At 54.5% G+C, this 13,706-nt stretch carries 14 protein-coding genes and 1 riboswitch; of the genes, 8 read left to right on the plus strand and 6 right to left on the minus strand.

Features of this window, described 5'->3' with window-relative positions:
- The first annotated feature begins 124 nt into the window (after nucleotides 1-124).
- A riboswitch (TPP riboswitch) is annotated at nucleotides 125-236 on the plus strand.
- From BC440_RS21660 to BC440_RS21675, 4 genes are all read left to right on the plus strand, one after another.
- On the plus strand, nucleotides 227-1,051 hold the full coding sequence (locus BC440_RS21660) for an ABC transporter ATP-binding protein (protein ID WP_139192172.1): 825 nt from the start codon (nucleotides 227-229) through the stop codon (nucleotides 1,049-1,051). Its footprint overlaps the riboswitch before it by 10 nt.
- Nucleotides 1,048-1,845, plus strand: a complete 798-nt coding sequence (locus BC440_RS21665; RefSeq protein WP_071241360.1) for an ABC transporter permease — start codon at nucleotides 1,048-1,050, stop codon at nucleotides 1,843-1,845. Before BC440_RS21660 ends, BC440_RS21665 begins: the two co-directional genes overlap by 4 nt.
- A 71-nt stretch (nucleotides 1,846-1,916) precedes the next feature.
- Nucleotides 1,917-2,870 carry an ABC transporter substrate-binding protein gene (locus BC440_RS21670; protein WP_071241361.1) on the plus strand — a complete coding sequence of 318 codons (954 nt, stop codon included), beginning with the start codon at nucleotides 1,917-1,919 and terminating at the stop codon, nucleotides 2,868-2,870.
- Between the two features lie 135 nt (nucleotides 2,871-3,005).
- Complete coding sequence (locus BC440_RS21675) at nucleotides 3,006-4,049, plus strand: MBL fold metallo-hydrolase (RefSeq protein WP_071241362.1); 1,044 nt, start codon at nucleotides 3,006-3,008, stop codon at nucleotides 4,047-4,049.
- Nucleotides 4,050-4,335: 286 nt separating this feature from the next.
- On the opposite strand, the gene BC440_RS21680 is transcribed toward BC440_RS21675, so the two are convergent.
- Nucleotides 4,336-5,658, minus strand: a complete 1,323-nt coding sequence (locus BC440_RS21680; protein ID WP_071241363.1) for an FAD-binding oxidoreductase — start codon at nucleotides 5,656-5,658, stop codon at nucleotides 4,336-4,338.
- A gap of 69 nt (nucleotides 5,659-5,727) precedes the next feature.
- Here BC440_RS21680 and BC440_RS21685 point away from each other — a divergent pair, with 69 nt between their 5' ends.
- Both BC440_RS21685 and BC440_RS21690 read left to right on the plus strand, forming a co-directional pair.
- Entirely contained in the window at nucleotides 5,728-6,909 is a 1,182-nt protein-coding gene (locus tag BC440_RS21685) for a PLP-dependent aspartate aminotransferase family protein (protein WP_071241364.1), read from the plus strand.
- Nucleotides 6,910-6,957: 48 nt separating this feature from the next.
- A complete protein-coding gene (locus BC440_RS21690) occupies nucleotides 6,958-8,013 on the plus strand; it encodes a ChaN family lipoprotein (RefSeq protein ID WP_071241365.1) in 1,056 nt (351 codons plus the stop codon).
- A 20-nt stretch (nucleotides 8,014-8,033) separates the two neighbouring features.
- Here the strand turns inward: BC440_RS21690 and BC440_RS21695 are convergent, their stop codons facing one another.
- The 5 genes from BC440_RS21695 to BC440_RS21715 form a co-directional block, all read right to left on the minus strand.
- Complete coding sequence (locus tag BC440_RS21695) at nucleotides 8,034-8,576, minus strand: hypothetical protein (RefSeq protein ID WP_071241366.1); 543 nt, start codon at nucleotides 8,574-8,576, stop codon at nucleotides 8,034-8,036.
- A 112-nt stretch (nucleotides 8,577-8,688) separates the two neighbouring features.
- On the minus strand, nucleotides 8,689-9,135 hold the full coding sequence (locus BC440_RS21700) for a hypothetical protein (RefSeq protein ID WP_071241367.1): 447 nt from the start codon (nucleotides 9,133-9,135) through the stop codon (nucleotides 8,689-8,691).
- 125 nt (nucleotides 9,136-9,260) lie between these two features.
- Entirely contained in the window at nucleotides 9,261-9,788 is a 528-nt protein-coding gene (locus tag BC440_RS21705) for an adenine phosphoribosyltransferase (protein WP_071241368.1), read from the minus strand.
- Nucleotides 9,789-9,911: 123 nt separating this feature from the next.
- The gene (locus tag BC440_RS21710; protein ID WP_007091599.1) at nucleotides 9,912-10,133 is read right to left on the minus strand and encodes a hypothetical protein; all 222 of its coding nucleotides are present in this window, start codon (nucleotides 10,131-10,133) and stop codon (nucleotides 9,912-9,914) included.
- Between the two features lie 240 nt (nucleotides 10,134-10,373).
- Nucleotides 10,374-10,640: a hypothetical protein gene (locus BC440_RS21715; RefSeq protein WP_007091600.1), complete on the minus strand. Its 267-nt coding sequence runs from the start codon at nucleotides 10,638-10,640 to the stop codon at nucleotides 10,374-10,376.
- A gap of 261 nt (nucleotides 10,641-10,901) precedes the next feature.
- Between BC440_RS21715 and BC440_RS21720 the strand changes: the two genes are divergently transcribed.
- Together BC440_RS21720 and BC440_RS21725 are read left to right on the plus strand one after the other, a co-directional pair.
- A complete protein-coding gene (locus tag BC440_RS21720) occupies nucleotides 10,902-12,614 on the plus strand; it encodes a HAMP domain-containing methyl-accepting chemotaxis protein (protein WP_247643640.1) in 1,713 nt (570 codons plus the stop codon).
- 273 nt (nucleotides 12,615-12,887) lie between these two features.
- Nucleotides 12,888-13,682, plus strand: coding sequence for a MotA/TolQ/ExbB proton channel family protein (locus BC440_RS21725; RefSeq protein ID WP_071241370.1), 795 nt, complete (start codon nucleotides 12,888-12,890; stop codon nucleotides 13,680-13,682).
- Nucleotides 13,683-13,706 lie beyond the last annotated feature (24 nt).

Raw genomic sequence — 13,706 nt, forward strand, 5'->3', positions numbered from 1 at the left:
AGGCCTCGCGGGTTTCGGTCCGGGTGCATTTCTCCCGTTGACTTTATCTTTATGCCACAAACAAAAGAACAAATCAAGAACTTTTTCCAATGCTTGACGTCCCGCCATGATCTGCGCATAGTCCCGTCATCTCCAGGGGGGCCGATCGTAAATCGGCTGAGAGGTTCGGTGTTGCCGGACGACCCTTTGAACCTGAACCGGTTAAGACCGGCGTAGGAAGGATCGCATGCGCAAGACAGAACCAGTGCCGAAACCGGCAACCTCCCCAAATTCCCCCGTCATGCCGGGCAACGCAACGCCGTTTGATGTTCATCTGCGCGCCGGGCGCGTGGCCTTTAACGGCGACGATATTTTCCATGATCTTGATCTGACCCTGCCCGCCAGCAGCATCACCTGTCTGCTGGGCCCATCGGGTGTCGGCAAAAGTACATTGTTGCGCTATCTCGCCGGGCTGGTCGATGGCGAGGCGGGCGGGGATATTGCCTGCTCGGATGGCAGGCCACTTTTGGGCCGGGTTGCCTATATGGCGCAGCAGGATTTGCTTCTGCCATGGCGCAGTGTCCGGGAAAATGTCGTTCTGGGGGCGGTGCTTCGCAATGAACGCCCCGACCTTGCGCGCGCCGATGCGCTGATTGCCAAGGTCGGGCTATCGGATGCTGCACACCTGCGCCCCGCCGAACTTTCTGGCGGCATGAAGCAGCGCGCCGCCCTTGCCCGCACCCTGATGGAAGATCGCCCGGTTGTCCTCATGGATGAACCGTTTTCGGCCCTTGATCCGCTTAACCGCATGCGCCTTCAGGATCTTGCGGCACGGGTATTGCGCGGCAAAACGGTTTTGCTGGTCACCCATGATCCGCTCGAAGCGCTTCGGATTGGGGATCGCGTTCATGTCCTGCGCGGTACCCCGGCGGTCCTCAGTGACGCCATGCTTCCGGCGGGCAGCATCCCGCGCGATGTCACCGATCCGGAAATACTCCGCCATCAGGCCGAACTGCTCCGGCAGCTTGGCGCCACCGCCGAAGAACTCAACCGGGCGGAGGGCACGGCATGACGAAGACATCCCGCACCCCGCTTACCGAACGGCGCCTGCTGAAACTTGCCCGGCCTTTCATCATCATCGCCGCGCTGATCGCGACATGGCAGATTGTCGTGACCGTCACCGGTGCGCCGAAATATATGCTGCCCGCCCCTTATGAAGTCTGGCTGACCCTGATCAAGCGTCATGACGTATTACTTGACCATGCCAGATACACGATTGCCGAAACCGTGATCGGGCTTTTTGCCGGGGCGGCATTGGGCGCCTTGGCGGCGCTTCCGATGGCGCTTTTTGCCCCCGTGCGGTTCTGGCTGATGCCGATCCTGCTGGTGTCTCAGGCGATCCCGTTTTTTGCGCTGGCACCGCTTCTGGTATTATGGCTGGGCTTTGGTCTGGGCTCAAAAATCGCCATGGCGGCCTTGATCATTTTCTTCCCCGTCACGGTCGCGTTTTTTGACGGGTTATCACGGACCGAACCGGGTTTCCTCGACCTTGCCCGCACCATGGGTGCCAGCCGCTGGCGATTGCTGACCCATGTGCGCCTGCCCGCCGCACTGCCTTCATTTGCCTCGGGCTTTCGGGTCGCAACCGCGGTTGCCCCCATCGGGGCGGTGATCGGCGAATGGGTCGGGTCAAGTCATGGCCTTGGCTATCTGATGCTACATGCCAATGCCCGGGTTCAGATCGACATGGTCTTTGCCTGCCTGCTGATCCTGTGTGCCTTTTCAATCACGCAATATTTCCTTGTCGACCGGGCGTTACGTGCGGCCTTGCCCTGGCAGCCCGACAGCCTGAAACCGGCAAAATAAACCGAGTTCCCTGCGAAAACCGCGGGGCAGAACATCACAAATATATCCGATATCCGATAGGAGGTTCATCCATGTCACGCCTGAAATCCATGATCACCGCGGCTACGATTGGCGCGGTTGCGATGGGAATGACCAGCCCGGCCTTTGCCGCCGACAAGCTCACCATACTGCTGGACTGGTTTGTTAATCCCGATCACGCACCGCTGATCGTCGCCAAGGAAAAGGGCTTTTTTGCCAAGCATGATCTGGATGTCGAGCTGATCGAACCGGCCGATCCATCCGCCCCGCCGCGTCTTGTTGCCGCCGGTCAGGGTGACGTTGCCGTCAATTATCAGCCACAGCTTCACGTACAGGCCGCCGAAGGCCTGCCATTGACCCGGATCGGCACGCTGGTCGCAACCCCGCTCAACAGCCTGATCGTTCTCAAAGACGGCCCGATCAAGGAAATCGCCGACCTTAAAGGCAAGAAAATCGGTTATTCGCTGGCCGGTTTCGAAGATGCGTTACTCGGCACGATGCTCGGCAAATACGGGGTTTCGATTGACGATGTCGAGCTGGTGAATGTCAATTTCTCGCTCTCGCCATCGCTTTATTCCGGGCAGGTCGATGCGATCATCGGCGGCTATCGCAATTTCGAACTCAACCAGATGGAAATCGAAGGCAAACCGGGCAAGGCATTTTATGTCGAGGAAGAAGGTGTTCCGCCCTATGACGAGCTGATCCTGACCGTGCGTAACGACAACACCGATGATCCGCGCTTTGCCCGCATGCTGGCCGCCCTTGAAGAAGGTGTGCAGTATCTGGTCAACCATCCCGATGACAGCTGGCAGGCCTTTATCGCGGCCTATCCGAACCTGGATGACGAGCTTAACATCAAGGCATGGGCCGATACCCTGCCGCGCTTTGCGCTCCGTCCGGCTGCTGTTGACCGCACCCGTTATGCCCGCTTTGCCGATTATCTCAAGGATCAGGGCATTATCGAAACCGTTCCACCGCTTGACAGCTACATGACCGTGATCGAATAAACCGACTGGAATGCAGGCCGGAACCAAACGCGGTTCCGGCCTTTTCCATTGATCAGCCCGCACTTGCACAATTCCCGATCCGCGACACATTGATAGGATCAAAATAACAATCAGCCGATCAGGGGATTTGACCGCGTGACTGACGAAAAACGCCCAACGCACCACACAGCATTCGGATTTGAAAACCGCTATCCCCTGCCGGAAACCGGCAAAAGATCATTCTGGCGCTTCCTGAAGCGGCGTTATTTCGGCTCTGAAAACTGGCCAAAAGCCAAACACCAGCACGGCAAAATCCCGACCGAGGCCCCGGATATGGACGCGATCCACAATCCAGATCCGGCACGCCTGCAAGTCACATGGATCGGACATGCGACGGCTCTGGTGCAATATGGCGGGCTCAATATCCTGACCGATCCGGTCTTTGCCAAACGGGCATCGCCGTTCCGTTATGTCGGCCCCAAACGATACAGCCAGCCGGGATTGCGGATCGATCAGTTGCCGACGCTTGATCTGGTGCTGCTGTCGCACAATCATTACGACCATTTCGATATCGAAAGCCTTGGAAAGATTGGCAATGGCCCGCGCTATATCCTGCCGCTGAAAAACGGAACCCTTCTGGAAAAGGCCGGAATCTCCCCCGACCAGTACGAAGAACTCGACTGGGACCAAAGCCTTTCGCATGGCGGCGTTACCATCACCCACGTGCCCAGCAATCACTGGTCCGCGCGCACCACCAAGGACCGCAAGGAAATGCTGTGGGGCGGCTACATCCTTGAATTCTCAGATGGTTATCGTTTCTATTTCGTCGGCGATACCGGCTGGAATGAACGGCTGTTTGCCGAGATGGGCGAACAATATGGCGGGATCGATTTCGGCCTGATCCCGATCGGGGCTTACGAGCCCAGCGATTTCATGCGCAACGCCCATACCAACCCCGAAGAAGCCATTCAGATCATGCAGGTAATGGGCATCAAGCAGGCGCTTGCCATTCATTGGGGGACTTTCGTCCTGACCGCAGAACCGGTTGACGAACCGCCGGTGCGGTTGGCATCGGCACGCAAGGATGCCGGCATTGGCGAGAATGACTTCATTGCCGCCCCGATTGGGGCGACACGGTTTTTTGACGGCAAAACCAATCATCAGACGAATGATTTACCCGAAACCAAAGCCGCGCAATAAAGCATAACAGATAGGTGAAGACCGGCAACGTGCAGATCGTTGCCGGTCTTCGAAAGCCGAAACCCTGGCCGCAATGTTTGGGAGAACTGCGATCATGGTCCCGGCTTTAGGTGATTTGTGCCGCACCGAAAAGAGCCAGACCAACACCGGCGACCGATGCAAATTTCATCATGAGCCTCAAATTGAAAGTTACGTTATAACATAACATTTAATTGCATGACAGATACCCTGCGTCAAGACCGTTTGAAAACGATCCCGACGCCAGATTATTCCTCATACAAAAAGATCAGACCCGCGTACGCGGCTTGCGAATGGTGCCATCCTCAAACCGCGAAAGCTCCATCCCGGCAAGGGTAATGGATGGCTGCCCGGTTGTGATCCAGTCCGCCAGCACCTTGCCGACAACCGGCCCCATCGCAAATCCGTGGCCGGAAAAACCGGTGGCGACAAAGAAATGTTTTGGATTGTCGAACTGATCGATCACCGGTATGGCATCCGGGGTAACATCGATATCGCCAGCCCACTTGTCGACAACACCCACCTGTTTGATTTGCGGGAAAACCTTTTGCAGGTTCGCCATCGCGTTATTCACGCGAACTTCATAAGGCTGCGCCTGATTTTCCCGCCGCCCGATCAATGGCTGCTTTGATGCTGCCGACCCCGGCAGGCGATCAACCAGATCATCAACGAAACGTTTGTTCAGGTGGAACTTGAAGGTCGCCCAGTTGGCAAACAGGCCCGGCGCAAAATCGCGGGCATATTTGAACCGACCCAATGTCAGATCCAGGTCCGTCATGAACTCGTCCGCGATATTCATCGAACCATCGGCACGCTGACGAAATGCCAAACCAGCGGCCAATGTACCGGCTGCGGAGATATCAGGCACCGGGGTGGTGCGGATCACCGTGCCGCGCGTGGTTTGCTGCGGCAGGCGACGGCCGAATTTGGCGACGAATTTATGCGTCGCGGCCCCAGCGGCACAGATCACGTATTTGCATTTGATCTCGCCACGTTCGGATATGACCGAACTGATTGCACCGCCAATTGTTTCAATGCCGATGGCACCGCAACCTTCGGCAATAACGGCGCCGAGTTCACCAGCACGTTTTGCGATTGCCGGGGCGGCCTTTTTCGGCTCCGCCTGCCCGTCAGAGGGGGTATAAATCCCGCCAACGCCGGGGCGCGTGATGCCCGGTGCGATCCTGGCAACCCCCTTGGGATCAAGCACCTGCGTTTCGATATCAAATCCTTTGGCGTCTTCGATCCATTGCTCAAATTCCGCCATTTCGGCATCATCGCGCGCAACGAACATGACCCCGCCCTGCCGCCATTCCAGATCAGCGTCGAGTTCCTTTTCAAGCCCCTGCCAGATGCGGTTGCATTCAATCATCAGGGGCAGTTCAACCGGATCGCGGCCCTGCTGACGCACGAACCCCCACGCCCGCCCCGACTGATGCGAGGCAATGGTATCCTTTTCCAGAAGGACAACCTTCATGCCCGCCTTGGCAAGGTAATATGCGCTGCTAGAGCCATGAATTCCGCCGCCGATAACGACAACATCGCATTCTTTGGGAAGGTAGAATTGGGGATCGTTCGTAATATGGGGCATCTGAATCAGTCGTTCTTTTGTTTTCGTTTTGGGATGTGGCGTGTTCCACGTTATGTTGCGCGGCAATAAATGACAACAAAATCAGGTGCCACCATGTCTGCCGATAACAAGAAACAGAACCCCGCAACCATTACGGCTCAGGCATTGGGCTGGGTCGAGGAAACCACCCGTTCGGTCACCCCGCCGATCTATCCGTCGACCACGTTCGAACGCAATACCGATCTTAGCTATCACGATGGCCGATGCTATACTCGTACCGACAACCCGACCTATGATCAGGCCTGTGCGGTTCTTGACGCGCTCGAAGGTGGCGCACAGACGCGGCTTTTCGCATCGGGTATGGCCGCCGCAGTTGCCTTGCTGCATGCGTTATCACCAGGTGATCATGTGGTCGCGCCAAAGGTAATGTATTGGGCGCTGCGCAGCTTCATGCTTGATAGCGGTGTGCGCGCCGGACTGACATTTGATTTTGTCGATAATGGCGATACCGCCCAATGGGTAAAACATATCCAGCCGGGCAAAACCAGAATGGTCTGGCTGGAAACCCCCGCCAACCCGGACTGGCAGATCACCGATATCGCCGCCGTTGCCGATGCCGCGCACAAGGCCGGTGCGATTGTTGCGGTTGACAATACGGTTGCCACACCGCTTCTGACCCGCCCGATTGAACTGGGTGCAGATATCGTCATGCATTCGGCAACCAAATATCTTAACGGACATAGTGATGTTCTGGCCGGCACACTTACCACTGCAAACAAGGACAGCGAATTCTGGCAACGCGTTTGCAAACAGCATGCAGGCGGCGGCGGTGTTCTGGGTGTGTTCGAAGCATGGCTGCTTTTGCGTGGTATGCGTACCCTGTCAATCCGGGTCGAACGGGCCAGTGCCAATGCCATGGCAATCGCCCGCCATTTCGAAACCCACTCTGAAATCGCGCAGGTCCAGTATCCCGGCCTTGAAAGCCATATCGGCCATGACATTGCCAAGCGTCAGATGACCGGCGGATTTGGCGGCATGATGTCGATCCGGGTCAAGGGCGGCGGCAAACGGGCCGTGGATTTCCACAATCAGTGCAAACTGTTTAAACGCGCGACGTCACTTGGCGGGGTCGAAAGTCTGATTGAACACAGATCATCGGTCGAAGGCCCAACAAGCCCTGTGCCCGATGATCTGTTGCGTTTGTCCGTCGGTATCGAAGATGCCCACGATTTGATCCATGATATTGAAACCGCCCTGGATTTGAGTAAATAAAGTCGGAATGAAAATCGGCCAATCAACGGACTGGAAATTCCACGCGTGATGAAAACTGTGTTTCGTGCCCACACACGATCTTGTTTCAAACAATCACTTTCGCTGTGTCTTGCCATTACAGCAATGATCGCGGCGACGGAATTTCCGGTTCGTTCGGCGCAGGCGCAAGCCCGCACCTCAAGCCAACCGGCAGGCATGCGTGATATTCCCGATGCCAATTCCCTGCCCCCGGCACCGGGACTGATTTTCGATATGGCCGGGCAGCGCTATATCATGTTTGACGACTTGGTTTCGCATCTTGCCGGGACGCGTTTTATCCTGATCGGGGAAAAACACGACAATCCGATCCATCATCATCATCAGGCACAATTGGTCCGCGCGCTAAGCAAACGCGAAGACACCAAGCGTGCGGTTGTTTGGGAAATGTTTAATCGCGACCAGCAGGAAAGCCTTGATCAGGCCTGGCAGGCTGTCCCCCCCGAGGAACTTGGCAGTGAAATGAAGTGGGGCGAAAGTGGTTGGCCATCATGGCATGACTATGCCCCGATTGCCGAGGCGGCAAAGGAAAACGGGCTGCCGATGGTTGCAGGCAACCTGCCCCGGGATGTCCTGCGGCCCATGATCAACGAAGGTATCAGCGCCCTGCCGACCGAGCTTGCGCAAAAGCTCTCCCTGCCGGCGCTACCCGATGATATTGCCGCACGATTTGATCAGGAAATTGCAGACGGTCATTGCAACATGTTGCCCAAATCGCAATTACCTGCTTTTTCGCTTGTGCAGTTTGCCCGCGATGCGTCGCTTGCGCGCGCAATGATTGATGCGAACAAAACCATTAGCCCGGATGGCGCATTCCTGATTGCCGGTGCCATGCATGTGCGTGATGACATTGCGGTACCCTACCATCTGCGGCGTTATGCACCTGATATCGACGATAACGATATTGCAGTTGTCATTCTGGTCGAGGCAGATGACCCGGGTGAAGACCTTCCTGGTGTGCGTGATTATGCGCTTCGGATGGGATCAGAAAATGTGGCGGATTTCATGTGGTTCACAAATGATCTGCCACGTGCCGATCCGTGCGAAGACATTCAGATTGGACAATAGATCCGAGCAAAAACCGAAAATTATTTGATTCGACGGGGCAACCAATCGGTGGTCGCAACCGGTTTGCCCTTATGCGAACGCATGACACGCGGGCGGACAACTTCTTTTGCCTCAGGCGTGGTGGCACTTTTACGGACCGAGGCATAGAAATCCACCATCACCTGAAACGGGATCAGCGTACCCGGCCCCTGTTTATATGCATCAAGATAAGGCGGATGATTGCGCACGGTTTCGCTAAGATGTTCGACAGAGTGATGACCAAACTGCGACCAGATACTTTCGATAAAATGCTGCGTTTTGGGATCAACCGATTTAAGCCGCACATCCGGACGACTTTCTTCCATGACGGCATAGACGTTCGGTTCAATCGGACCAATATCATCTGCGATGAAAACAGCGGGCATCAACATGCGACCGTGATAATTGGCCCCGTAATAGGCCTGCGCCAGATACAGCAGACGATGAAGCTTTTGCGGTTGCAGATATTCATTGTCGTTTAATGCATGATCAATCAGGCGAAAAACGGCTTCGAATACTGAATTAAGGACCGGCTTGTTCTGCATATCTGACCCAGCAAACGAAACGCATGGCGGATCACGATCATAATGCCGCTTGGGCACGACAGCAAGGACCGGAACGGAATGTATTCACTTTTCAAGGAAATCCGGCAAGCGATCAGATATAGGCATCAACCCGTGTGCCGCGAATACCCGCACCATGCACAACAGCATTAACCACCGCATAAAATGATGTTCCGCTGTTCGCGCTTAGATCGAATGGAATTTCCGGATCAAGAAGGCTTGCGAAATCGATATCGCTTTCGGGTGAAATCGCACCTTCGCGGTCGCTTGCCCGACGAGCCGCCGACAGGCGGCTTTGTTCGGCACGCTGGTCTTTCTGATCACCCGCACTTCCCTGCCCGGATTGCTGTTTGCCTTTGCCGTCGATATAGGCATTGAACAGGATACCGTCATTATCCGGGTCATAAGTGTAATGCTCGCTGGGGGCCTGAATCTGGCTATTGCGGTCAACCGTCGCAACGCCGCGCGCACCAGCAGCCGCAAGTCGGCCATACTGGCTGACCTGGCTTATGGACTGATTGTTGACGACAGGTGCGACCATTTTCCTCTCTCCAGCCGAAACCGGAACATGTTACAGCATTATTCAACCGTAAGATTATATCCCAATTACGGCTCAAAAGAGACAAGAATCGTCATTTTCAGTGGGTATCGAGCTGTTTTGAGGCATTAGTCGCCGTCGAATTCGACCAGATGGAAGACATCGACACCGCGATCACGGATTTTTTGTGCCCCGCCAATATCAGGAAGATCGATAATAAAGGCACAACCGGCAACTTCGCCGCCTGCCTTTTCGATCAGATCAATCGCGGCAAGAGCCGTGCCACCGGTTGCGATCAGATCATCCATCACCAGAACACGCTGTCCGGGCTTGATCGCATCGGTGTGCATTTCGATCACGTCCGATCCATATTCCAGTTCATATTCGACTTCGATGGTTTCAGCAGGAAGTTTGCCGCGTTTGCGGATCGGAACAAAACCGACACCAAGGGCTACGGCGACCGCCGGGCCGATGATAAAACCGCGCGCCTCAATCCCGACGATCACGTCGATCTGTTTATCCTGAAATTCGGCAGCAAAACTGTCGATCACATCACGCAAACCATCTGCATCGGCAAACAGGGTCGTGATATCGCGAAACATGATCCCCTTTTTCGGGTAATCGGGAATGGTACGGATCAGCGACTTGATCGACATGGGAGAACTCCGGCCGGGGTTAACCTGAAAAACAAAACCGCCATCTTTAACACCAGATGGCGGTTTAAAATCAAGCGTTCCCGAATATTGGCAGCAAATCGGGTTTGCGGCCCGCAATCGCAGCTAGGCCGCGTGCGCCGTGTTTCGATGCATTACGGCGTTGTTTGCCGTGACAAAGTCATTTGCAAGTTTCTTGCTGATTTCAGCACGTGTACCACGCGGCAAACCGGTCCCGGCGGCCTGCCGGTTACCCCATACTGCGCGATAAAGGCGGTAATCATGGTCATTGATCTGACCAAATACTTTTTCAACTTCCATCAAGGTCTGGACATAACTTTTGTTCATGTCAGCCATCCTGTTGCTCGTGATGTTCCGAATGACAATCCCCTTCGGAATAACGACGCCCGGCTTTGCCAGCGCATCGTCAAGCAGCGATATAATCCCCTAAAGGCCGCCTCTCAACGGCAGGACGGTGACAAGATCGGGAATATTTTGTGACACATCGCCTTAATCGGAAAAAATGCAATCAGAACAAACTGCTATCAGACAGAAAAAAGACGCCAACCGGCGAATAGCCAGCCCGGTTCAGTGCATCTTTTTCTGGGCTTCGGCCTGACGCGCTTCTTCATCAAACTTCTTTTGCAGCGCATCGGCATATTCGCCGTAGATACGGCCTTCGATCGACAGCTCCAGAAACCGGATATAGTCCTGCTGATTGTCGATTTTGGCGCGTGCAACCGGGATCACATCAAACGGACTTTCAGCATCCAGACCATATTTTCGGATCAGCTCCAGCATTTCGGCTGTGATCTGTTCGAGCTTTTTCTGCGCGTCCGAGAATGAAATGCTCATGATGTTTCCTGTTCTGATACGATAACCACGCACCTTATGCCCTGCCAGTTACCAGATGACAAGTTTCCGCCCCCGCGAACTATACCGGCGCGCCCTTACCTATCCGAATGATCCAGCCATTTTGCCATCCGACTTGAGACAAATCAAAGACCTGCATCCCGCATGGTCCGATGCTGCATTCGGGACAGTTTGATACGGACCATCAGTGGATCATTGATGGTCTGTGCGCGTGCATTTGCATAATCCATTCGGGGATCAGTGATGAAGTTGTTATCGGCTTTCAATGCCATGGGCATTCGCAAACGCTTTATGTGGGCGTCGGCCTTCGGCGTTACTTCCACGGTGATCATCGCACTTGCCATGATGATGTTTGCCGAAGAAAAGGCAATGGATGCCAAGCTTAATCAGCTAAGCCAGAATGAGCTGACATCGCTTCATGCGCTGATTGTAAATGTGATGGCCGCCCGTCCTGATGACTCTGATGACATCGGTATTGATGTTTTCAACAACTGGTTTGAAAGCCGAAATCTGGATTATCCCGGCGAATTATGGTCTGCATGGGGTCCTACCACGCTGGCCTATATGAAGGAATATGGCGACAAGGACCTGAAAACGCCGCGCGATGCGATTGATCAGGAAGCCATTGAAACCGGTCAAACCATTGGACGTTATACCGACGAAGGCACTTATCGCCTGTCGATGCCAATTGTTCTTGGTGTGACCAAAGGTGCCGATCGCGAGGTTTGCTTTAGCTGCCATGGCGCAATGGAAGCCGAAAAGGGCGACGTGATTGCGGTTCTGTCATCAAGTCTTTCGGTTGCCCCCGAACAGGCAAAAACCAATCAGATCCTGATCGGTATTGTGATTGGCGGCATCGTCATTGCACTTGCCACCATCTTTGGCATGCGGTTGCTGCTGTCGAAAATCGTTACCGAACCGCTTAGCAAGCTGGGTTCGGTCATGACTGAACTTGCCGATGGCAAAACCGACCTGATCATCCATGACCTTGACCGCAAGGACGAAATCGGTCGCATGGCACAATCGGTCGATGTGTTCCGCACCAATGCGATTGCAAAAAAACGCATGGAAGCCGAACAGGAAGCGGCATCGCGCAAGCGCGAAGAACGCATGAAAACGCTTGAAAAACACATTGGCGGGTTCGAAGGGGTAATTGCCAATATTGTCGGTTCGGTCTCCACATCGGCCGACCGGATGCAAAGCACGGCCCGCGCCTTGGTCGGCGCCGCCGATCTGGCAAGCAAAAGTGCCACAACCGTTGCTGCCGCATCCGAAGAAGCCACGGTTAATGTCCGCACCGTGGCCGACGCAGCGGAAAATCTGTCGCATTCGATCACCCAGATCGGCAATCAGGCGCATCATTCAACCGAAATCACCGCCGAAGCATCGCGCGAAGCCGAAGTTTCCAGCAAGACCGTCGCCGGACTTTCAGAAGCCGCCGGTCGCATTGGCGAGATTGTCGAACTGATCAGTGACATTGCCGGTCAAACCAACCTTCTGGCGCTTAACGCCACCATCGAGGCCGCCCGCGCAGGCGAAGCAGGTAAAGGCTTTGCCGTTGTTGCCGCAGAGGTCAAAAACCTTGCCAACCAGACGGCACGCGCAACCAGCGAAATTTCCGAACAGATTTTGGCCATCCAGGAAGAAACCGGCAAAACGGTCCAGTCAATGGATGACATTTCCAACGTTATTTCGCGGATTACCGACATCACAAACACGATTTCCGATGCGGTTCGTGAACAGGCCGATGCCACCGGCGAAATCGCACAGAATGTCGAACAGGCAGCCATTGGCACGCAGGAAGTCAGCAGCAATATCGAACGCGTCAGCGATACGGTGGCCGAAACCGATCAGGCTGCCCACCAGGTCCTGAATGTGGCTGAAGAACTGGGGCAACTTTCAACAGAACTTCGCCGAGAGGTCGATAGTTTCCTGATCAGTATCCGGTCGGCTTGATCCTGAAATTTTCCGGAACTGCATTTTGTGCCCCGCACCATTTCTGGTGGTGCGGGGTTTGTTTTTTGGTGTACTGCAATTCCCCGGCAAAATCCAAAATTGAATTAATGTCACAAATTTTCGGAAAATATGGGCCGGCTAAAATCTTGGTATCAAAATTAACCTGACGACAACCGCCAATTTGTCTATTCTGGAAAAAAGGTATTAAACCTTTAAAATTCTAATCGGCTTGGGGGTATTCGAGCGGCTCACGCTTGGAGAAAATAAAAGACAATGTCTTTTACGACGATCTTGGGGATTCTGGTCGGTTTGGGGCTTTTTGTAGGCTCCATCTTCATTTCGACCGACAACTATTTTGTGTTTATCAGTCTGTCGAGTGCGTTGATGGTGATCGGCGGGACCTTGGCAGCGACTTTTATTGCCTATGAAGCACGCTATGTTCTGCTTGCGCTCAAGCTGATTTTCAAAATCTTTCGGGCACCGCAGATGGGCCGGGGCCAATTGACCGGCGAAGTCGGTCGTGTGGTCAAATGGGGCTATCTGCTTCAGAAAAAAGGCATCAACGCGCTGGAGCAGGAAGCACAGCGCGTTGGCAAGGACGAGCCATTTCTGGGCTGGGCGATGGAAGTCGTCATCACCGGTTATAACGGTGATGAAACCGCCGAAATGCTCCACAACGCGATTGAAAACGCGTTCAGCCGCAATCTTGTGCCTGTATCCATCCTGAAAAGCATGGCGGGTGCCGCACCGGCATTTGGCATGATCGGAACGCTGGTTGGTCTTGTCATCATGCTTGATAAAATGGCCGATGATCCGACACAGCTTGGTTCGGGTCTTGCGATTGCGCTGATCACGACCCTTTACGGGATTGTCGCCGCCCGGTTCTTTTTCATGCCGGCCGCCAGCAAAATCCAGCAGCGCGAGGAAATCATGCGGTTTCGCAATTACCTGATTGCCGAAGGCCTGATCATGCTAGCCGATCGCAAGGGACCGCGCGCCATACAGGACAAAATGAATTCGTTCCTTGATCCGGCGATCCATTTCAATATCGACAGGTCCGCAAAATAGCGGCGACAGACGATATGCTTGACG

This window comes from Thalassospira sp. MIT1004 (assembly GCF_001858545.1).
Lineage (GTDB): Bacteria > Pseudomonadota > Alphaproteobacteria > Rhodospirillales > Thalassospiraceae > Thalassospira > Thalassospira xiamenensis.